The 19,757-nt window shown below is 62.5% G+C and carries 18 protein-coding genes; 15 read left to right on the top strand and 3 right to left on the bottom strand.

The window, feature by feature from the left end:
* The first annotated feature begins 66 nt into the window (after positions 1 to 66).
* From JXA24_08180 to JXA24_08150, 7 genes are all read left to right on the top strand, one after another.
* On the top strand, positions 67 to 1,284 hold the full coding sequence (locus JXA24_08180) for a bifunctional folylpolyglutamate synthase/dihydrofolate synthase (GenBank protein MBN1283730.1): 1,218 nt from the start codon (positions 67 to 69) through the stop codon (positions 1,282 to 1,284).
* Positions 1,281 to 3,998 (top strand): DNA polymerase I, encoded by a 2,718-nt coding sequence (gene polA / locus JXA24_08175; GenBank protein ID MBN1283729.1) that lies wholly within the window; start codon positions 1,281 to 1,283, stop codon positions 3,996 to 3,998. Before JXA24_08180 ends, polA begins: the two co-directional genes overlap by 4 nt.
* Positions 3,999 to 4,063: 65 nt before the next feature.
* Positions 4,064 to 5,062, top strand: coding sequence for an FHA domain-containing protein (locus JXA24_08170; protein MBN1283728.1), 999 nt, complete (start codon positions 4,064 to 4,066; stop codon positions 5,060 to 5,062).
* A 68-nt stretch (positions 5,063 to 5,130) separates the two neighbouring features.
* Positions 5,131 to 5,775, top strand: coding sequence for a deoxyribose-phosphate aldolase (deoC, locus tag JXA24_08165; protein ID MBN1283727.1), 645 nt, complete (start codon positions 5,131 to 5,133; stop codon positions 5,773 to 5,775).
* A gap of 1 nt (position 5,776) precedes the next feature.
* Positions 5,777 to 6,610 carry a purine-nucleoside phosphorylase gene (locus tag JXA24_08160; GenBank protein ID MBN1283726.1) on the top strand — a complete coding sequence of 278 codons (834 nt, stop codon included), beginning with the start codon at positions 5,777 to 5,779 and terminating at the stop codon, positions 6,608 to 6,610.
* A 4-nt stretch (positions 6,611 to 6,614) separates the two neighbouring features.
* Complete coding sequence (gene hemC / locus JXA24_08155; protein MBN1283725.1) at positions 6,615 to 7,499, top strand: hydroxymethylbilane synthase; 885 nt, start codon at positions 6,615 to 6,617, stop codon at positions 7,497 to 7,499.
* Between the two features lie 200 nt (positions 7,500 to 7,699).
* Complete coding sequence (locus JXA24_08150) at positions 7,700 to 8,146, top strand: Hsp20/alpha crystallin family protein (GenBank protein ID MBN1283724.1); 447 nt, start codon at positions 7,700 to 7,702, stop codon at positions 8,144 to 8,146.
* Positions 8,147 to 8,227: 81 nt separating this feature from the next.
* Here JXA24_08150 and JXA24_08145 read toward each other — a convergent pair whose 3' ends face one another.
* Complete coding sequence (locus JXA24_08145) at positions 8,228 to 9,085, bottom strand: hypothetical protein (protein ID MBN1283723.1); 858 nt, start codon at positions 9,083 to 9,085, stop codon at positions 8,228 to 8,230.
* 162 nt (positions 9,086 to 9,247) lie between these two features.
* Here JXA24_08145 and JXA24_08140 point away from each other — a divergent pair, with 162 nt between their 5' ends.
* From JXA24_08140 to JXA24_08115, 6 genes are all read left to right on the top strand, one after another.
* Complete coding sequence (locus JXA24_08140) at positions 9,248 to 10,546, top strand: adenylosuccinate lyase (protein MBN1283722.1); 1,299 nt, start codon at positions 9,248 to 9,250, stop codon at positions 10,544 to 10,546.
* A gap of 59 nt (positions 10,547 to 10,605) precedes the next feature.
* Positions 10,606 to 10,845, top strand: a complete 240-nt coding sequence (gene purS / locus JXA24_08135; protein MBN1283721.1) for a phosphoribosylformylglycinamidine synthase subunit PurS — start codon at positions 10,606 to 10,608, stop codon at positions 10,843 to 10,845.
* A gap of 95 nt (positions 10,846 to 10,940) precedes the next feature.
* Positions 10,941 to 11,639, top strand: coding sequence for a phosphoribosylformylglycinamidine synthase subunit PurQ (gene purQ / locus JXA24_08130; GenBank protein ID MBN1283720.1), 699 nt, complete (start codon positions 10,941 to 10,943; stop codon positions 11,637 to 11,639).
* A 2-nt stretch (positions 11,640 to 11,641) separates the two neighbouring features.
* Positions 11,642 to 13,855, top strand: coding sequence for a phosphoribosylformylglycinamidine synthase subunit PurL (gene purL / locus JXA24_08125; protein MBN1283719.1), 2,214 nt, complete (start codon positions 11,642 to 11,644; stop codon positions 13,853 to 13,855).
* A gap of 70 nt (positions 13,856 to 13,925) precedes the next feature.
* Positions 13,926 to 15,329, top strand: a complete 1,404-nt coding sequence (locus JXA24_08120) for an amidophosphoribosyltransferase (protein MBN1283718.1) — start codon at positions 13,926 to 13,928, stop codon at positions 15,327 to 15,329.
* A gap of 315 nt (positions 15,330 to 15,644) precedes the next feature.
* Entirely contained in the window at positions 15,645 to 16,664 is a 1,020-nt protein-coding gene (locus JXA24_08115) for a hypothetical protein (protein MBN1283717.1), read from the top strand.
* Between the two features lie 126 nt (positions 16,665 to 16,790).
* On the opposite strand, the gene JXA24_08110 is transcribed toward JXA24_08115, so the two are convergent.
* A complete protein-coding gene (locus JXA24_08110) occupies positions 16,791 to 17,126 on the bottom strand; it encodes a four helix bundle protein (protein ID MBN1283716.1) in 336 nt (111 codons plus the stop codon).
* Positions 17,127 to 17,208: 82 nt separating this feature from the next.
* Here JXA24_08110 and JXA24_08105 point away from each other — a divergent pair, with 82 nt between their 5' ends.
* Positions 17,209 to 17,547 (top strand): four helix bundle protein, encoded by a 339-nt coding sequence (locus tag JXA24_08105; protein ID MBN1283715.1) that lies wholly within the window; start codon positions 17,209 to 17,211, stop codon positions 17,545 to 17,547.
* Positions 17,548 to 17,949: 402 nt separating this feature from the next.
* Positions 17,950 to 18,432, top strand: coding sequence for a hypothetical protein (locus JXA24_08100; protein ID MBN1283714.1), 483 nt, complete (start codon positions 17,950 to 17,952; stop codon positions 18,430 to 18,432).
* Positions 18,433 to 18,585: 153 nt separating this feature from the next.
* Here JXA24_08100 and JXA24_08095 read toward each other — a convergent pair.
* Positions 18,586 to 19,682, bottom strand: a protein-coding gene (locus JXA24_08095; GenBank protein ID MBN1283713.1) for an IS3 family transposase whose coding sequence is annotated in 2 segments (ribosomal slippage) — positions 18,586 to 19,430 and positions 19,430 to 19,682 — 1,098 coding nt in all. Because the reading frame shifts where the segments join, the coding sequence is not laid out codon by codon here.
* Positions 19,683 to 19,757 lie beyond the last annotated feature (75 nt).

Genomic DNA, 19,757 nt, shown 5'->3' with positions numbered 1-19,757 from the left:
CTGTAAAAAGGGGCCTCAAATTCCGGCTCGCGGCGCATGGATATGGATCACAAACAGGGGGATATCTTGGATTACGATCAGGCGCTGGAATACCTCGATTCGCTGCAGCCCACGTCGATGAGGCTTGAGCTGGGCTCCTTCACCGAGGCCTGCCACATCATGGGCGATCCGCAGCACGGCCTCAAGACCGTGCACATAGGGGGCACCAACGGCAAGGGCTCGACCGCCGCCTTCCTCGCATCGATACTCAAGAGGAGCGGCTATCGCGTCGGCCTCTACACCTCCCCGCACCTCATGGACGTGAGGGAGAGGCTGCAGATCGACAGGGAGCTCATAGGCACCGACGAGCTGGCCGGGATCCTTGGCGGCATAAAGAGGTCCCTGCCGGACGAGAGGATGCTCACCTACTTCGAGACGCTGACGCTTGCCTCCTTCATCTGCTTCAAGAAAAGCGGCGTGGACATCGCAGTCTACGAGACCGGGATGGGTGGGAAGCTGGACGCGACCAACCTCGTGGAGCCCCTGGCGGTGGTGATAACCCCCATCTCGCTCGATCATACGAGGCACCTGGGCGCCACCATCAGGGAGATAGCTGTGGAGAAGTGCGGGATAATAAAGAGGGGCGTCCCCACGGTGGTGGCCTACCAGCCGCCCGAGGTCATGGAGACCATAAGGCGCGCGTGCGACGACGCGGGTTCGCCGCTCGTGCTCGCGACCCCGGACACGGTGACCTCTAAGCTGGGGCTCGCGGGGGAGCACCAGCGCCAGAACGCGGCCTGCGCCGTCGAGACGGCCGAGATACTCTCGGCGTCGGGCTTCGCCGCCCGCGACGTCGAGGCGGCGCTCGCCGAGACGCGCTGGCCGGGGAGGCTCGAGGTGGTCCACGAGAGGCCCAGGGTGATCCTAGACGGCGCCCACAACGTGGCGGGCGCGGAGACTCTGGCCTCGTACGTGAGGGGCATGATACCGCGCGAGCGCGCGGTGTTGATCGTGGGGATACTCGCGGACAAGGACGTGGCAGGGATCATGAGGCAGCTGGCCCCGCTCTTCCGCGAGGTCGTCTGCGTCAGGGCCCCCTCGGACAGGGCCGCCTCGCCCAAGGACCTGGCCGCCGCCGCCCGCTCCTCCGGCGTGACGATCACGATGGCCGACGAGGTGCCGCTCGCCCTCGAGAAGACGATGCGGCGCATGGGCGACGACGACACCCTGGTCGTCTCAGGCTCGCTCACGGTCGTGGGGAAGGCGGAGGACTTCTTCTCTCATTCGAGAAAAGAGGTGAGATGAGCAAGAAGAGGCTCTATTTAATCGACGGCGCGAACCTGCTCTTCCGCGCTTTCTACGCCATCCGGCACCTCTCCAACTCCAAGGGACAGCCCACCAACGCCCTCTACGGATTCGCCAACATGCTGCTCAAGCTCATGCGCGAGCAGTCGCCCGACTACGCGGCGGTGTGCCTCGACACCGCGGAGCCCACCTTCCGCGACGAGATCTACGGGGAGTACAAGGCCAACAGGGAGGAGCCGCCCGACGAGCTGGCGAGCCAGTTCCCCTACGTGGAACCCCTGGTCGAGGCGCTCTCCATGCCGATCGTGAAGAGGCCCGGCTTTGAGGCGGACGACCTCATGGGGACGCTGGCGCGCCGCTTCGCCGCCGACGGGCTCGAGGTCGTTCTGGTCTCCGGCGACAAGGACCTCATGCAGCTGGTCGGGCCGAACGTCTGCATGTTCGACGGGATGAAGGGGCTCTGGGTACGCGAGGCGGAGGTGAAGGAGCGCTTCGGCGTCCCGCCGGAGGGGGTGGCGGACGTGCTCGCCCTCTGCGGCGACGCCACGGACAACGTGCCGGGCGTCAAGGGGGTGGGGCCCAAGACCGCCTCCAGGCTTGTCGCCGAGTACGGCTCGGTCGAAGGGGTGATCGACAACGCCGGCCGCATAGAGGGCAAGGTCGGGAGGGCGATCGCGGATCATGCGGAGGACGCCAGGCTCTCTAAGCGCCTTGTGACGATAGATATCAATGTTGAGTTAAAGGAACAGTTGAAGGATTTGGAGGTGCTCTCCCCTGACCGCGAAAAGGTGCAGACCCTGTTCAAGGAGCTTGAATTCACGACCCTTTTGAATCAGCTGGCCCCTCAGTCCGCCCTTTCCTTTGAGGGGTACAGGCTGGTAACCGAAGAAAAGACTTTAAATGAGCTGATTAAATTAATAAAAAATAAAGGTATTTTATCTATCGATCTCGAGACCGACTCTCTCGACCCTATGAGGGCCAATATCGCCGGGTTCGCCCTGGCGTGGGGGCTTGGCGAGGCCGCCTATATCCCGATCGGTCACGTGACAAGGGGCGGTGGGGCGAAGGCGGGCCGGAGCGGGGATCTTTTCGCCGAAGGGGTTGGCCTCGCCCCGGGGCAGCTGCCCGAGGCGAAGGTGCGAAGGGCGATTGAGAAGATCCTCTCCGACGGTTCGATCAGGAAGGTGGGCCAGAACCTCAACTACGACCTCACGATACTGCGCAGTCACGGCTATGAGGTGAGGGGGGTGGAGCTCGACACCATGCTCGCCTCCTACCTCATCGACCCTGCCCAGGGCCACGGGCTCGACGCCCTGGCCAGCCGTTACCTGGACCACACCACCATAAAGTACGGGGACGTGACCGGAAAGGGAGCGAAGCAGATACTCTTCACCGAGGTCCCGCCCGAGGAGGCCCGCGACTACGCGTGCGAGGACGCGGACGTGGCCCTGAGGCTCGCCGGGATATTCCGCTCGCGCATCGGGGAGGAGGGGCTCTCCGAGCTCTTCTATGATGTGGAGATGCCGCTGCTGGATGTGCTGGTCGACATGCAGATCGCCGGCATGCGCCTGGACGAGCCGAAGCTCTCCCTGCTGGGCCGGGAATTCGAGGTCGAGCTGGACGGCCTCGAGGGGAAGATCCACGCGCTGGCGGGCGAGGAGTTCAACATAAACTCGCCCAGACAGCTCGGCCGGATCCTCTTCGAGAAGCTCAGGCTCCCCGGCGGCAAGAGGACCAAGACCGGATTCTCCACCGGCCAGCAGGTGCTCGAGGAGCTGGCCTCCCGCCACGAGCTCCCTGCCCTGATACTCAGGTGGCGGCAGCTGGGCAAGCTCAAGTCGACCTACATCGACTCCCTCAAGGGGCTGATCAACCCCGTGACCGGGAGGGTGCACACCACCTTCAACCAGGCCACCGCCGCGACGGGCAGGCTCTCCTCCTCGGACCCCAATCTCCAGAACATCCCGGCGCGCACGGACGAGGGCCGGCGCATCAGGGAGGCGTTCGTCGCGGACCCGGGGTTCGTGCTGATATCGGCCGACTACTCCCAGATCGAGCTTCGCGTGCTGGCGCACCTCTCCCGCGAGGGCGAGCTGATAGGCGCATTCGAGAGGGGCGAGGACGTGCACGCCCTGACCGCCTCCGGCATATTCGGCGTGCCCAGAGAGCGCGTCACGCGGGAGCAGCGCGCCGTGGGCAAGACCGTGAACTTCGCCACCATCTACGGCCAGACCTCCTACGGGCTGGCGGCCCAGCTGGGCATATCGCAGGGCGAGGCCGCGGACTACATCGACGACTACTTCGCAAAGTACCCGAGGGTGGCTGCCTACCGCGACGAGGTGCTCGAGCGCGCGAGGAAGGAGGGCATGGTCGGCACCCTCTTCGGCCGCCGCCGCTATTTCCCTGACATTGGGAGCGAAAACGGCATGCTCCGGCAGATCGCGGAGCGGATGGCCTTCAACACCGTGTTCCAGGGGAGCGCCGCGGACATAATCAAGATCGCGATGATAGACGTGCACTCGGGGCTCGCCGAGGTCTCCGGAAGATCCAGGCTCCTGCTCCAGGTCCACGACGAGCTGGTGATCGAGGCGCCCGAGGGCGAGGCCGAAAAGGTCTGCGAGTTCGTGAAGCGCACCATGGAGCGGGCGGTTGAGCTCTCCGTGCCGCTGGTGGTCGACACCGGCAGGGGCGCGAACTGGGCCGTGGCCCACTGAATCATTTCTATTGACCCGAGGGGCCGGCTAATTTAGATTTCATCTTCAATTCCGGAGGGTTTCCCATGTCAGATATCAACGAAGACACCCAGGGCGTCGCGACCGAGGAGGCGATGGCATTCCCGATCAACCAGGCGCTCCTGGACGAGGCCACGCACGCGAAGGAGGAGTGGAGGCTCCTCAAGGAGCGGCTGAACAAGATCGAGGAGCACCGCAGCCAGGTCACCAAGGCGGTCTACGAGAAGGTGCGCGGCGACTACGAGGGCAGGCTGAAGGCGGCCACCGAAGTGGTGATGAGCAAGAAGGGGGATGTGGACGCCGAGCTGGCGACCCTCTGCGAGACGCGCAACAAGATCGCCGAGGACCTCAAGGTCCACCAGCACAACCTCGAGGAGATAAAGTTCCGCAGGACCCTCGGCGAGTTCGCGGACGAGGAGTACCAGTCGCAGGCGCGCGAGGAGCAGGACAAGATCGGCAAGTTCGAGACAGTCCTCTCCGCGGTCAACTCCAACATCCACCGCTACGAGGCGATATTCGCCGACGAGCCGGGGCTCTTCGCCGAGGAGCACCGTCCCGCGGCAGGGGAGACCGTGCAGGAGGCCGAGCTGTCCGGGCTCACCCCCACGCCGCAGCAGATGGAGCCCCCGACCGACGAGAAGGGCTACGTCATCGAGGATACGGGCCCCAACTACTTCGGCGCAACCAAGGCCGAGGATACCAATCCCATGTTCGAGGAGGGCTCGACCACAGCCAGGGGCGCGGCGGGCAAGGCGGAGACCGGGATGAGCAGGATCATCATCATAAACGGCGACAACGCGGGGGCGACATACCCGATCAAGGGCACGATCTCGCTCGGCCGGGCCGAGTCCAACACGATCGCCATCCGCGATGCAAAGGTCAGCCGCCAGCACGCCCAGGTCCAGCAGCAGGGCAAGGAGTGCGTGATCGTGGACCTCAACAGCTCCAACGGCACATACGTGAACAACGAGCGCATCGAGGAGCATGTGCTCTCCGACGGGGACGAGGTCCGCATAGGCGACTGCATCATGCAGTTCCAGGCCTAGGAGCCGTGACTCGTGACTCGCCTGCTGCCGGCAGGCAGGTGACTGGTGTTCGGCGGTCCGGGGGTTCGGTGGATCTCGCCAAATACATAGACCATACCCTTCTCAGGCCCGAGGCGACCCCTGCCGAGGCGGAGGCGCTCTGCCGCGAGGCCCTCAAATACCGATTCAAGGCGGTGTGCCTCAACCCCCTCTACGTCGCCCTCGCCTCGGGGATCCTCAAGGGGAGCGGGGTGGAGGTCGCGACTGTGATCGGCTTTCCGCTGGGCGCGAACACGACCGTGATCAAGATGTCGGAGGCAAAGGACGCGCTCGCAAATGGCGCCACCGAGATCGACATGGTGATGGCCGCCGGCCTCTTCAAGGCCGGGGACGACGCCATGGTCCAGCGCGACATCGACGGCGTGGTGCGGGCCGCCGAAGGCCGGACGGTCAAGGTGATCCTCGAGACCTGCCTCCTCGACAGGGAGGGGATCGTCCGCGCATGCCTCATAGCGCTTGCGGCCGGCGCCTCGTTCGTGAAGACCTCCACCGGATTCGGGTCGCGAGGCGCGAGCATTGAGGACGTCCGCACGATGAGGGAGGCGGTGGGGGGCAAGCTAGGCATCAAGGCCAGCGGCGGCATCCGCACGCGGGAGCAGGCCCTGGCGATGATAGAGGCGGGGGCCACGAGGATAGGCACCTCGGCCGGGGCGACCATAGTCAGAGGAAAATAAAATGGATACGGAATCGTATTTTTCCAGGGTGGAGGAGGCGGCAGCCTGGCTGCGCGGCAGGGCGAGCATGTCCCCCAGGGTCGTGGTCGTGCTCTCGGCGGGGCTCGGATCCTTTGTCGGGGACATGGAGGGGACCTCCTCGATATCGTCGTCGGAGATTCCCCACTTCCCCCGGGCCATGGCCGAGGGCCACGAGGGGAGGCTCGTCTTCGGCAGGATGAAGGGGGTCCCGATGGTCGCGGTGTCGGGCCGCTTCCACTGCTACGAGGGGCACTCCCCACAGTCGGTGGTGTTCCCGTACTTCGTGCTCACGAACCTCGGCGCCCGCATCCTCATCACCACGAACGCGGCAGGGGGGGTGAACAGAAAGTTCAGGGCGGGCGACCTCATGATCGTCCGCGACCACATCAACATGATGGGGATCAATCCCCTCGTTGGGATCGCGGTCCAGCGCAGGCATGACCAGTTCACGAGCATGAACCGGGCCTACGACCCCGCGCTCCGCGATATCGCGCTGAGGGAGGCCAGGCGGATCAGGATGAAGCTGAGGGAAGGGGTGTATCTGGCCGTGATGGGCCCGAGCTACGAGACCAAAGCGGAGATAGCGGCCTTCCGCAGGATGGGGGCGGACGCGATCGGCATGTCGACCGTGCCCGAGGTGATCGCCTCGAATTTCCTGGGGTTGCGGGTGCTCTCGTTCTCGTGCATCGCCAACCCCGCGGCCGATCTGCACGAGGGGGAGATGTCGCACGCCGAGGTGCTCGAGTCCATGCAGCGCCTCTCGCCGCGCGCGGTTCGGCTCCTCGAGGGGATAGTGGCCGAGGCGGGCAGATGAACCGATGAAGATAACGATCGGCACAAGGTCCGCGAAGGCATCCCTCGTCTGCGCCAAGTCGGTGGCCGGGCTCCTCGAGGCGGCCGGCGCCGGTGCGGAACTCAGACCGATATCCGCGATCGGCGACTCGCTGGACGTGGGGCTCGCGGGCCAGCGCGGCGGGGAGATGTTCACCAGGGATCTCGACGAGGCGCTCCAGAGGGGCGAGATCGACCTCGCGGTCCACGACATGAGCCATGTGGCCGCGGTCCTGCCCGCCAACGTCTCGATCGCGGCTGTCCCTCAGCGCCTCGACCCCCGCGATGCGTTCGTCTCCGGCAAGGCCAAGAAGCTCTCCGCCCTCGGCGCGGGGGCGCGCATCGGCGCCTCGGGCGCGGTGAGGGCCCCGCAGCTCATCCGCATGGCGAGGGGATTCGAGATCGTGCCCGTGATCAGCGACCCGGAGGCCAATCTGCGCGCGGTCGGCGAGGGGGTGGTGGACGGGGTCATCATGTCCTCCGCCGAGCTCGCGAGGCTCGGGATCGATAATGTGATATGCGAGCATCTGCCGGCCGACAGGCTCGTGCCCGCGATCGGCCAGGGCGCGCTCGCGGTCGAGGTGAGGAGCGACCGCCGCGAGCTCATCGGCCTCGTCACCAGGGCGTGCCATCACCCCGCCTCCGGCGTGACCGTGAAGGCCGAGCGCGCGTTCCTCAAGGCCATGGACCGGCAGGACGGAGCCGTCTATGCCGCCAGCGCCGAGGTCGTCCCCTCGGGCCTTGCGATCGTGGGATTCATCGCGACCGCCGACGCCGCGAAATTCGTCATGGAAAAGGAGAGCGGCAAGATCGACGGGGCGGGCGACCTCGGCAGGCGCCTGGCCGAAAAGCTGCTCAAGAAATTCTCCTAGATCGCGTCATCCCTGAGTTGATATCTTCAAATCATGGCGGGCCGCATCGATGCCCGCAGAGAAAATTCCCGCACCCCCTTGACTGCCCGGGCGGGCGGCCCCATATGGCCTCTGGAATCGATGGCGGTCCGGATCGCAGGGAATCGAATTTGTTGAGAATTCACAGGCCGCCCGGACGGGCGGGAAAAGGAGGGATCGACATGACGAAGATGCAGCTGTGGTCGCCGCTGGGCGATCTGTGGGACCTGCAGGACGAGATCAACAGGGTATTCAGGGGGTTCGGCCCCCGCGGAAGCAGGGAGAAGGGCGAGATATCGGCGTGGGCCCCTGCAGTGGACATCTGCGAGGACAAGGAGGCGGTGAGGCTCACCGCGGAGCTCCCCGGCATGCGCAAGGAGGACGTGAAGATAAACGTGGAGGACGGGGTCCTCACGATCAAGGGTGAGCGCAGGTTCAGCGAGGAGACGAAGAAGGAGAACTATTACAGGATCGAGCGGAGCTACGGCGCGTTCTCGCGCTCCTTCACGCTGCCGCCGACTGTGGAGTCGGACAGGATAAAGGCCTCAATGAGGGACGGGGTTCTGGAGATGCAGATCCCCAAGAAGGAGGAGGCGAAGCCCAAGGAGGTAAAGATCGACATCGCATGACCGGTTTGAGGATTGTGCCGGAAACAGGAAAGCGGCCCTCGCGGGCCGCTTTTCAATTCTGCATCGGTGAGCCGGCGGCGATCAGCCGCCGGGGGTTATCGTTACGACGCCTGTGCCCTCGACCTCCACGCTGCCCAGCGGCGCGTCGTCTATCACCTGCTTCGTTATCACGAAGCTGGTGGTAGTCTCCTCGTCGGCGATGTCGGTCACGATGGAGCGGATGGGGGGCCTGGCCTTCTCTATGGCGACCGCGAGCCACTTCTCCGGCGGACCCGAAGTCTCGAAGCGCGCGCCCGGCGCGTCGGTGAACGAGCATGAGCTTTTCCAGTCCTCCATGATCGGGCGGCGGAACTGTAGCGCCACGCTCCCCTTGTCATCGGAGCCCTTGCGGAAGGTGATCTCGAACGGGACCTTGGGGATGCTCACCGCCAGGCTGCACTGGCCGGTGGGCCAGCGAGCAAGGTTGCCCTCCACGTCGGCGGTGATGTTCGCGTCCCCGCGGATCACCGCGGTGTCTGCGTTGGCGTCTCCCTCGACTTCGAAGGTGTATTTGATGACGAAGCTGTCCGCCGAGTCGTTGAACACGTAGTTGGCGCGGACCGCGGCGTTTATCTTCACCGACCAGCGCCTCTCCTCGGCGCCGGCCTCGCTGCGCTCGAAGCCGCGCATCACATCCTCGAGTTCCGGCACGGAAGGCCTTGCGGCGGGTTGCCCCATTCCGTACCCCGGAGCCTCCGCATCTTCGTCCGGCATCTGTTCATCTTCGGCGCCGGACTCTTCCGGGATTTCTTCCTCGAAGAGCGGCTCCACCGGCATCTGCGACATTGCCTTTGCCGCCGGGAAGGAGATCAGGGCCAGAGCCAACGCCAGCGCAGCCGCAATGCGGAGCGATTTTGAGGGGTTGAAAATCATCAGCGCGGGATTGTATTCGAATTCCATTTTTCTTCAAGAGATTAGCTCAAAGATTCCAGCAATTTGAGTTGCATACGGAGGTCCCGTGGGCTATATTGCCGCCTCCTTCCGAAGTAGCGCAAAAAAGCAAATGATATCAGGGGGTTGTAAGCACCTCCTGCTATCGGTCCTTTCGAAGGAGCGTGTGGGATGATCGAGAGATATTCCAGGCCCGAGATGTCCTCACTCTGGAGCGATCGCGCGCGCTTTGACCTGTGGCTCGCGGTCGAGCTCGCGGTCTGCGAGGCGTGGGCGCGCCGGGGCGCGATCCCGGCCGAGACGATGGCGACGATCAGGTCGCTGGCATCGTACGACACGGATCGAATCGGCAAGATCGAGGCCGAGGTGCACCACGACGTGATCGCGTTTCTCACCGCGGTCGCCGAGAAGGTGGGCCCTGACTCCCGCTTCATCCACATGGGCATGACCTCATCGGACCTTCTGGACACGGCCTTCGCAATCCAGCTCAGGGGCGCGGGCCTCGCCATAGCGAAGGGGATGGAAAAGCTGCGCGCCGAGATCAAAAAGCTCGCGATGGCCCACAAAAACACCGTGATGATGGGCCGTTCCCACGGCATACACGCGGAGCCGATCACCTTCGGACTGAAGGCCGCGGTCTGGTACGACGAGTTCGGAAGGCACGAGCGCAGGCTCGCCGAGGCGGTCGATACGATATCGGTCGGCAAGCTCTCGGGCGCGGTCGGCACGTTCGCCCACATCGACCCTGAGATGGAGAGTGAGGTCTGCGCGGCGTTCGAGCTCAAGCCCGCTCCGGTCTCCACGCAGATCGTGCAGCGCGACCGGCACGCCCATTACTTCTGCACGCTGGCGGGCATAGCCGCATCCATAGAGAAGGTGGCGGTCGAGATACGCCACCTGCAGCGCACCGAGGTCGGCGAGGCGGCAGAGCCGTTCGGCAAGGGGCAGAAGGGATCCTCCGCGATGCCGCACAAGCGGAACCCGGTGCTGTGCGAGAACCTCACCGGGCTCGCGCGCGTGGTGCGCGCCAACGCCATGGCGGCGCTCGAGGACGTGGCGCTCTGGCACGAGCGCGACATATCGCACTCCTCGGTCGAGCGCGTGATCGCCCCGGACTCCACGATCCTCGTGGACTTCATGCTCGCCAGGCTCGCGCGGGTCCTCTCGGAACTCGTCGTGAACCCGGAGAGGATGGAGTCGAACATGGAGATGTCGCTGGGCCTCTACAACTCGCAGGATGTCCTTCTCGCCCTGGTTCGAGAGGGGGCCACGCGCGAGGAGGCGTACAAGGCGGTGCAGGCGGCAGCCATGCTTTCGTGGGAGAAGCGCATGCCCTTCTTCGAAGTGCTGATGGAAGACAGCACGATCAGGGAGAAGATCGGCGAGCCGGGCCTCAAGAAACTCTTCGACGTGAAGCAACATTTGCGGCACGTGGATACGATATTCGACAGGGTGTTTAAAAAACAGTGACTGGTGACTGGTGACTGGTTAAATACGCCAGTCACGAGTTACGGATCGAGAGGTCAGATATGCAGGCAAAAGTTTACGTAACGCTCAAGAAGGGCGTGCACGACCCCCAGGGCGAGGCGGTGCGCCACACGCTGGGCAGCATGGGCCACAAGGCGGTCTCCGGCGTCCGCGTGGGCAAGTACATCGAGGTCTCGCTGGCCGACATGCCCAAAGAGCAGGCCGAGGCGGAGCTCAAGGAGATCTGCGAGAAGCTCCTGGCCAACACGGTGATAGAGAGTTACAGGTACGAAATATCTTGATCAGTGACTGGTAACTGGTGACTGGTGACCGGCGGAATCGTCCGAGCGTCATCAACACCAGTCACCAGTCACTAGTCACCAGTCACGGACTTTATATGAAATTCGGGATCATCGTCTTTCCGGGCAGCAACTGCGACCACGACTGCCGCCACGTCGTCCGGGACATCCTGGGCCATGAGGCGGAGTTTCTCTGGCACAAGGAGCGAAGCCTCGCCGGCTCGCACTGCGTCATCCTCCCGGGCGGATTCTCCTACGGCGACTACCTGCGCTCCGGCGCGATGGCCGCCTGTTCGCCGATCATGGACTCGGTGAAGGAGTTCGCGGCATCGGGCGGGCTCGTGATCGGCATATGCAACGGCTTCCAGATCCTGCAGGAGGCGGGCCTCCTCCCCGGGGTGATGATGCGCAACGACAACCTCAAGTTCATCTGCCGCGACGTGAGGGTCAGGGTCGAGAGGACCGACACCCCGTTCACCTGCGCGTGCAGGCAGGGCGAGGTGCTCAGGATCCCGATCGCCCACATGGACGGCAACTTCTTCGCCGACAAGAGGGAGGTCTCGAAGATGCACAGGTCGCAGCAGATCGTCCTCCGCTATTGCGACGCGGAGGGGGATCTCTCCGACGAATACAATCCCAACGGCTCCATGGAGGCGGTGGCGGGGGTGGTGAACGAAGCGGGCAACGTGCTCGGGATGATGCCGCACCCGGAGAGGTGCAGCGAGGGCTCTCTCGGAAACATCGACGGGCTCAAGGTGTTCAAGTCGATCGTCGAATGGGCGAGCGCGAGGAGATAGCGATGTCAGACAAAATCACCCCGGAGGTGGTCGCGGAGCACGGGCTGAGCGGCGACGAGTACGGCCGGATCAGGGAGGTGCTGGGACGTACGCCCAACATCACCGAGCTCGGCATATTCTCCGTGATGTGGTCGGAGCACTGCTCCTACAAGAGCTCAAGGGTCTACCTCAGGACGCTGCCCACCGAGGGCCCGCGGGTCCTGCAGGGGCCCGGCGAGAACGCCGGCATCATCGACATCGGCGAGGGGATCGCCGTGGCCTTCAAGATCGAGAGCCACAACCACCCCTCGTTCATAGAGCCGTACCAGGGCGCGGCCACGGGCGTGGGCGGGATCCTGCGCGACGTATTCACCATGGGGGCCCGCCCAATCGCGAACATGAACAGCCTGCGCTTCGGCGCGGCCGACGATCCCAGGACCCCCTATCTCGTGCGCGGGGTGGTCGCGGGCATCGGGGGCTACGGCAACACCATGGGAATCCCCACCGTCGGCGGCGAGGTGGCGTTCGACGAGTGCTACAGCGGCAACATCCTGGTCAACGCCTTCACGCTCGGCATCATGGACGCGAGCCGCATCTTCCTCGGAAAGGCCTCGGGGGTCGGGAACCCGGTGATCTACGTCGGCTCCAGGACGGGCCGCGACGGCATTCACGGCGCGACCATGGCCTCGGACGAGTTCGACGACGCCTCGCACGAGAAGAGGCCCACGGTCCAGGTGGGCGACCCGTTCACGGAGAAGCTCCTGCTCGAGGCGTGCCTCGAGCTCATGGCCACCGACGCGATCGTCGGCATCCAGGACATGGGCGCTGCGGGGCTCACCTGCTCGTCGTTCGAGATGGCCGACCGCGCAGGCAGCGGGATGGAGCTCGACCTCGACCGCGTCCCGATGCGCGAGACCGCGATGACCCCTTACGAGATCATGCTCAGCGAGTCGCAGGAGCGGATGCTCATCGTGGCGAAGAGGGGCCGCGAGGACGAGGTCAGAAAGATCTTCGAGAAGTGGGACCTCGACTGTGCGGTGGTGGGGCGCGTGACCGACGACGGGAAGGTGACGATACTTAAGGGCGGCTGCAGGGTGGCCGAGATCCCGGTCGCGCCGATCGTCCACCAGGCCCCCTGCTACGAGAGGCCGTACCGCGAGCCGGGCTGGCAGCGCGAGGTGCAGAGGCTCGATGCGGACGCGGTCCCGCAGCCGGCCGACATCTCCGAGGCCTTCGTCCGTCTCATGACCTCGCCCAACCTCGCCTGCAAGAGGTGGGTGTGGGAGCAGTACGACCACATGGTCATGACCAACAGCGTGGTCCTGCCCGGCTCCGACGCGGCGCTCGTCAGGCTCAAGGGCACGAAGAAGGGAATCGCCATCTCCACCGATTGCCAGAGCCGCTTCTGCTACCTCGACCCGTACGCCGGGGCAGCTCTCGCGGTCGCCGAGTCGGCGCGAAACGTCTCCTGCGTGGGCGCGACGCCTGTGGCGGTTACCAACTGCCTCAACTTCGGCAACCCCGAGCGGCCCGAGATCATGTGGCAGTTCAAGCAGGCGGTGGCAGGGCTGGGCGAGGCGTGCCGCCAGTTCGGCACTCCGGTCACCGGCGGCAACGTTAGCTTCTACAACGAGACCAAGGGCGAGGGGATCTACCCCACGCCCACGATAGGGATGGTCGGCGTGATCGACGATGTGGATTCCCACTGCACTCCGTGGTGGAAGGGCGAGGGGGACGAGATCGTGCTCATAGGCTGGCACGAGCCGGACCTCGGCGGCAGCGAGTACCTCAAGGTGATCCACGGCATGGTGGCCGGCAGGCCGCCGCAGCTAGATTTCGCCAGGGAGAAGGCGGTCCAGAACGCGGTGCGCACCCTCATCAGGCGCGGGCTCGCGCGCTCCGCGCACGACCTCTCCGAGGGCGGTATCGCGGCCGCCCTTGCCGAGTGCTCTCTCACCGGCCGCGAGGGGGTCCTGGGCGCGCAGGTGGAGCTCGAATCCGGGCTGCGGCCCGACATCCTTCTCTTCGGCGAGAGCGCGGCAGCGGTCCTCGTGTCCTGCGATCGGAAAACGCTCGAGTCGGTGATTGCGATCGCCAAAGAGCTCGGCGCGCCGGCCAAAAGGATCGGGAGGGTCGGGGGGAGGGCGCTCGAGATCCGCGGCCTCCTCTCCGTGGATGTGCAGGACCTCCACAGGCGCTGGTCCACCGCCCTGGAGAATCTCGTGGGCATGAAATGACCCTGGCTTTACCGCCAGTAACGAGTCACCTGCCTGCCGGCAGGCAGGTGAGTCACGAGTCACGGAATTTATGTGCGGAATAGTCGGCGTACACAATCATAGCGAGGCGTCGAACATCGCCTATCTCTCTCTCTACGCGGAGCAGCACCGCGGCCAGGAGAGCGCGGGCATAGTCACCTCCTCGCGCGGGCGGTTCCTCCAGCACAGGGCCATGGGCCACGTGGCCGACTGCTTCACGAGCGAGGTCATAGCCGAGCTGGCGGGCGCAAACGCCATAGGCCACGTCCGCTACTCCACCGCAGGCGGCTCCCGCATAGAGAACGCCCAGCCGTTCGTGGTGAACACCGGCACAGGCAGCATGGCGATCGCGCACAACGGGAACCTCACCAACGCGGTGGCCTTGAGGGGCGAGCTCGAGAAGATGGGCTCCATCTTCCAGTCGACGATGGACAGCGAGGTGATCATGCACCTGATCGCCCGCGAGAGGGAGGGCTCGCTCGTCGAGAGGATCGTGCGCGCCTTGCGCAGGGTCCAGGGCGCTTACTCCCTGGTTTTTCTTGCCGACAACGCGATGATCGCGGCGCGCGACCCTTCGGGGTTCAGGCCCCTGGCCCTGGGCCAGCTCGGCGAGTCGTACATCGCGGTCTCCGAGACCTGCGCGCTGGACCTCATCGACGCGACCTATCTCCGCGAGGTAGAGCCGGGCGAGATCGTCCTCTTCGAGAACGGGGGCATGCGCTCCCACAAGGGCATACTCAACGGCGAGGGAAGGAAGAAGCAACACTGCATATTCGAGTACATCTATTTCGCCAGGCCCGACAGCCACGTCTTCGACCGCGACGTCTACCCGATCCGCAAGGGCTTTGGCAGGCAGCTCGCGAAGGAGCATCCGGTCGAGGCGGACGTCGTCGTTCCCGTGCCCGACTCCGGAGTTCCGGCCGCGATAGGCTATTCCCAGGAGTCCGGCATCCCGTTTGAGATGGGTCTCATACGCAATCACTACGTGGGCCGCACCTTCATAGAGCCCAAGAGCGAGATCCGGCACTTCGGAGTGAGGATCAAGCTCAATTCGGTGAAGGAGGTCCTCAAGGGGAAGAGGGTCGTGGTGATCGACGACTCGATCGTGCGCGGGACCACCAGCATGAAGATCGTGAAGATGATCCGCAGGGCGGGGGCGAGCCAGGTGCACGTTCGCATCTCGAGTCCCCCCACCGCGTGGCCGTGCTTCTACGGCATCGACACCCCCACTCGCAAGGAGCTGATCGCCGCGAGCCAGTCGGTCGAGGAGATACGCGAGTTCATCACCGCGGATTCGCTCGGTTACCTCTCGCACGACGGGCTCTACTGGTTCGACAAGAAGGGACGCCGCGAGTGGTTCTGCGACGCGTGCTTCACCGGCAAATACCCCGTGGACCTCGTCGACAACCCCGAAGTTCAGGCGGCCGCCAGGACGTTCCTGGATAGTCAAAGATAACCCATTGAAGTTATTAAGTTAAGTTGATTCGGGTCAAATGGACCGGGGCCCTTTTTTCGCGCAACTTTGCTCCGGTCCGGCCGATAAATGCCTGGGTCCGATGCCGCACGGCGATGGCGCTGTGCGTCTGGACGAAAACCCGTGACTGGTGACTAGTGACTGGTGACTAGTGACTGGTGACTGGTTGAATACGCCAGTCACGAGTTACGAGTTACGAAAATTATGCATTCTAACATATTACAAATAGGCAGAGTCCTCAGCATAGCACTGAGCCTCATTGTATTTTGCGCGTGCTCCGAGGGGGGCTCGTTCGTCGTGTATCAGACGGAGGTGTTTGCAAAGACCGCGGTCACCGAGAGCACGACCAAGACCATAGTGCTCGCCAATTCGTCGGGCGACAGGGAACAGCGCATGCGCGCCATAGGCTTCGACCGCGGCTCCAACTCGGCCGGCCACTTCCGCATAGACAGGATGACGGTCGGCGGCCAGGCGGTGGGCACCTCCGACGTGGTCATCCCGCCGGGGAGTTCGCTGCAGGTGACGATCACCTATGCCCCCATGGATCTCAATCGGTCGCTCGCCGCCTACGGGGGGTGGGTGACCGGCGAGAGGGAGCGCTGGATCCCCAAGCACCCGGACGAGGTGGGAAAAGAGGAGGAGGGCCCGATCTACCAGCGCGCGATCATCGAGGCGGTTTACGACTATCCAGGTGAGGGGATATTCTTCGTGGAGCTGGTCGGCACCGCCGTGAAGGGCCCGAATGGCGAGGAGGAGGCGGGCGGCGCGTTCGCGACATGCACGCCGGGGAACGGCGTCGCCTGCTACACCGGGGGCTTCGCCCTCGACATCCCGGACCTGGCCCCCGGCGGGCCGAAGCTGCTCGAGCTCACCGGGCCGATCAGGTTCTCCGTCGCGGGCGGCGAGGCGACCCTCCGCATGGACGACTTCCCGTACGCGATCATGTACCTTCGCAGCGAGGAGATCCCGCAGCTCCCCTCCGGTGTCACCGCCACGATGATCGTCAGCGGGGCCCAGGGGGCGGAGGCCAAGGGGACCTTCGACGGCGCGCGCCTCGATCTGGCGGGCGTCGGCTTCCGCATCCGCGTCGCGCTCGGCGAGCTGACCGCCGACGACGCGAGGCAGGGGATCCCGGCCTTGGTCGATTTTGAGCTCTCCGATCTCGTGATCGAGACCGTGAAGCCGCTCTCCCAGGGCGCGATCACCATGCGCCTCGAGACCACGATCCCGGAGAATCCCTCGGGCAACGAGCTGTTCGACCAATTCCTCTCCGGCGCGAGCGTGATCGCAATCATGGAAGGCGAGCTGGCTTTCTAATCGCTTCATCATCGCATTATCATCGCATCTCCATCGCTTAATCATCGCAGTTAACTTCAGAGAACAGAGAAAAGAGCCAGAGAACTGAGAACTGAGCAACAGAGAGAAGAGAAAAGAGAGCAGGGCTCATGGCAGCGCCCTGATCTGAACGTATGCGAGGCGAAGGCGGGATTTGAGAGAGGCCAAATCATCTGGCTGGATGAGGCCGAAGACATGAGCAAGATCAAGGGCTGCTGCGACTTCGGTGATGGAACCGAGCGCGATTCTGAAGAAACGGCGCCTGTCGAGCCCGCGCTTCTGCTTGCCGTTTCCTTCCGATAGATTGAGAACAGCCGAGGTCATGGCGCGGCGAAGCTGATCGACGAGATCGCCATGTCCCCTGGGCCACCTGGTCACCCTCCTTGCAACTTCCTCTGCCATTGAAACCAACTGCCTGTAGCACTCCAGTTTTTCGTGATTCATGACTGTCTCCTTTTTGGTTCGGTTTTTTTCGTGCCTCTCAAAAGGGTGGAGGCACGAATAAAAACCGAACCAAGGAGGTTTTATGTTGCACGAAAAACTGGAGTGCTACCGCAGGTCAGTTAAGTTGGCAGAGGAGTTAAGCAAGGAGGGTGCCAGGTGGCCCCGCGGTCTTGGCTATCTATATGATCAGCTTCGCCGCGCCATGGCCTCAGTGGTCCTGAATACTGCGGAAGGAAACGCGCGCAAAAGTGCTGCCGAACGGCACCGCTTTTTTGAAATCGCCCGCGCCTCAGCCGTCGAAGTCGCTGCCTGCCTTGATCTCGCCTGTTCCTTCGGCCTCATGCCGTCGATGGCTGCACTCTCGCTCAAATCGCGGCTCACCGAAGTCAGCAAGATGCTCTGGGGCTTGATGAGGCGATAGTTAATCGCCTTATCATCGCTCCATCATCGCCTCACCATCGCCTCTAATCGCCTTTCTATTGCCCTTTCCCCTTGCACCAATTTCCATTTGTTATAGATCTGTGACCGACCTGAAGCTGCTTTCGCAGCGGTCGGCAGTTTCGACCGACCGAAAGCAGCTTCAGCAGCGGTCACCTCGTCGGAAATGAAAAATCCTTGCGTCAGCGTGCCGCGGAAGGTGGATGGGGGGGCGTGAAGAAGGACAGCGAGGTAGTTAATGACCTTCCCCCCGAATACGCGCATACATAAAGAAAGAAGGAGGGCATATGCCAAAAGGTAATGTCGGAGATATTTTATTGTATCGAAAAGGACAACATTAAAGGATTAATGTATTTGCGATGCCTGTTTATTTTAAGGGGGAGATATGAACAAAGATGAACATAGGGGTGATTTTATAAAGAACATAGGCCTTGCTGCTTTACGAGACATGTTGGAGGAAGATCGTAAAAAATTATCGCAAGATGCAAGGACGCTTGCAGGAAAAATCATGGGTGCATCACGTTCTCTTGACGCAGAAAAAGTCCATGAGTTGTGGGTTACATCGAAAGCGGAAACTGTGAAAGATGAAAGCCAGTGGAGTGAAGGTGTGGAAGCGCTAAAGATCATCGAAAAAGAGCATCCCAATTTTTTCCCAGAACTTATGAAAATCAAAGATTATGAGAGGACGTGGAATGGTTTTAAAGAATCGCTCGATTTAACTAGGAACTCGCTAAAGTGGACTAAATGGCTAGTAGTGGCAACGAGTATCATCGCGTTAACGTCAATCATTACGATTCTAGTTTCATCTTTAATGTCATGTTCACATGAAGGGAATAAAATGGGTATTAGAATAGAGAGAATGAAGTAGAGTTCATAAATATGAAATTGAAGGGCTAGGGTCGCTTCCAAAAAGGTATTGGAGGGTCTATGGATACAAAGCAGTTAAAGCGTAGAGTAGCTAAGGAATGGATGATCCTGACCTTCCCCCACTAATTGGGCCAATTTTCAGTTCCGTAATTCATCAAGCGCATAGCTGATTATGGTGTCGTTTTGCAAACGCATTTGGCGTCTCATTGTTCAATGAGCTGTGTGGGCGGTTTTCGTTGTAGTCCTGCCTCCACAGCTCGATGTGTTGTTTTGCGTCCTCCAGGTTGAAGAACAGCTCCTCATTTAAACACTCGTCCCTGAGCTTCCCGTTGAACGACTCGATGTAGGCATTCTGCGTAGGCTTGCCGGGCTCAATAAAGCTGAGGTTGACCCCATTTTTGTATGCCCACGCATCCATCGCCTTGCTCGTAAACTCAGGGCCATTGTCGGAAACGATTATCTCTGGATACCCTCGTGTGTTGGCTATCTGATCCAATATCTCAGCAACCTCCCGCCCGGAAATGCTCCTCCTGGGCATGACAGCTAGCGCCTCCCGCGTGAAATCGTCCACGACGGTCATGCATTTTATCCTTCTCCCATCGACAAATTGATCAAACAAGAAATCCATCGACCAGCGTGCATTGGCCTTGTCGGGAAGCGGCAAAACCACTCTCAAATGGCTCCTCCGCTTCTTGTGCCTCCTCAAACGCAAGCTCAACCCCATCTCCTTATAGAGTCTCTCGGTCCGTTTATGATTCCGCACCAATCCTTCACGCTGCATCAATAGGTGCAATCGCGGACTGCCCCAGCGACGCCGCCTCTCTGCCAGCTCATTCAACCGCTCACGAACTATTCCATCCCCATCCGGTCTTGGCGAATACTGCGCAGTCGATCTGTTCAAATCTACAACCCTGCAGGCCCGCCGATCGCTTATCTCATACTCCTCTTTCAAATATGCCGCTGCCGGCCTACGATCTGCGGGCCCTACCATTTTTTTGAGAGCACATCCTTGAGCATCGTGATGTCCAGCGTCAGATCCGCCACGATGCGCTTCAACCTCCGGTTTTCCTCCTCCAGCGCCCTCAAACGCTTGGCGTCCGGCACCTCCATCCCGCCGAACTTACGCCGCCACAGGTAGAGACTCTTCTCGCTGACCCCGTATTTTCTGCTCAACTCGCCAATGTGCAGCCCTGCCTCCCACTCTTTCAAAATCCCGATGATCTGCTCCTCCGTAAACCGTTTCCGCTTCATCCCGGGCCTCCTTGTGGCCGCTATACGCCCGGTTTACGGAACCTGCAACTGGCCTAGTTTTCGGGGGGAAGGTCA

The sequence above is a fragment of the Pseudomonadota bacterium genome (genome assembly GCA_016927275.1).
Taxonomy (GTDB): Bacteria; UBA10199; UBA10199; order 2-02-FULL-44-16; family JAAZCA01; genus JAFGMW01.
Note: the sequence above shows the minus strand (reverse complement) of the source record. Positions and strands in the feature narration are given on the sequence as shown.

What these genes read in the sequence shown, in the direction of transcription:
- purL (MBN1283719.1), top strand. Translation starts at nt 11,642, where the DNA reads ATGTCAGACAAAATCACCCCGGAGGTGGTCGCGGAGCACGGGCTGAGC.
- JXA24_08170 (MBN1283728.1), top strand. Translation starts at nt 4,064, where the DNA reads ATGTCAGATATCAACGAAGACACCCAGGGCGTCGCGACCGAGGAGGCG.
- hemC (MBN1283725.1), top strand. Translation starts at nt 6,615, where the DNA reads ATGAAGATAACGATCGGCACAAGGTCCGCGAAGGCATCCCTCGTCTGC.
- JXA24_08150 (MBN1283724.1), top strand. Translation starts at nt 7,700, where the DNA reads ATGACGAAGATGCAGCTGTGGTCGCCGCTGGGCGATCTGTGGGACCTG.
- JXA24_08145 (MBN1283723.1), bottom strand. Translation starts at nt 9,085, where the DNA reads ATGGAATTCGAATACAATCCCGCGCTGATGATTTTCAACCCCTCAAAA.
- polA (MBN1283729.1), top strand. Translation starts at nt 1,281, where the DNA reads ATGAGCAAGAAGAGGCTCTATTTAATCGACGGCGCGAACCTGCTCTTC.
- purQ (MBN1283720.1), top strand. Translation starts at nt 10,941, where the DNA reads ATGAAATTCGGGATCATCGTCTTTCCGGGCAGCAACTGCGACCACGAC.
- purS (MBN1283721.1), top strand. Translation starts at nt 10,606, where the DNA reads ATGCAGGCAAAAGTTTACGTAACGCTCAAGAAGGGCGTGCACGACCCC.
- JXA24_08160 (MBN1283726.1), top strand. Translation starts at nt 5,777, where the DNA reads ATGGATACGGAATCGTATTTTTCCAGGGTGGAGGAGGCGGCAGCCTGG.
- JXA24_08140 (MBN1283722.1), top strand. Translation starts at nt 9,248, where the DNA reads ATGATCGAGAGATATTCCAGGCCCGAGATGTCCTCACTCTGGAGCGAT.
- JXA24_08100 (MBN1283714.1), top strand. Translation starts at nt 17,950, where the DNA reads ATGAACAAAGATGAACATAGGGGTGATTTTATAAAGAACATAGGCCTT.
- JXA24_08120 (MBN1283718.1), top strand. Translation starts at nt 13,926, where the DNA reads ATGTGCGGAATAGTCGGCGTACACAATCATAGCGAGGCGTCGAACATC.
- JXA24_08105 (MBN1283715.1), top strand. Translation starts at nt 17,209, where the DNA reads ATGTTGCACGAAAAACTGGAGTGCTACCGCAGGTCAGTTAAGTTGGCA.
- JXA24_08110 (MBN1283716.1), bottom strand. Translation starts at nt 17,126, where the DNA reads ATGAATCACGAAAAACTGGAGTGCTACAGGCAGTTGGTTTCAATGGCA.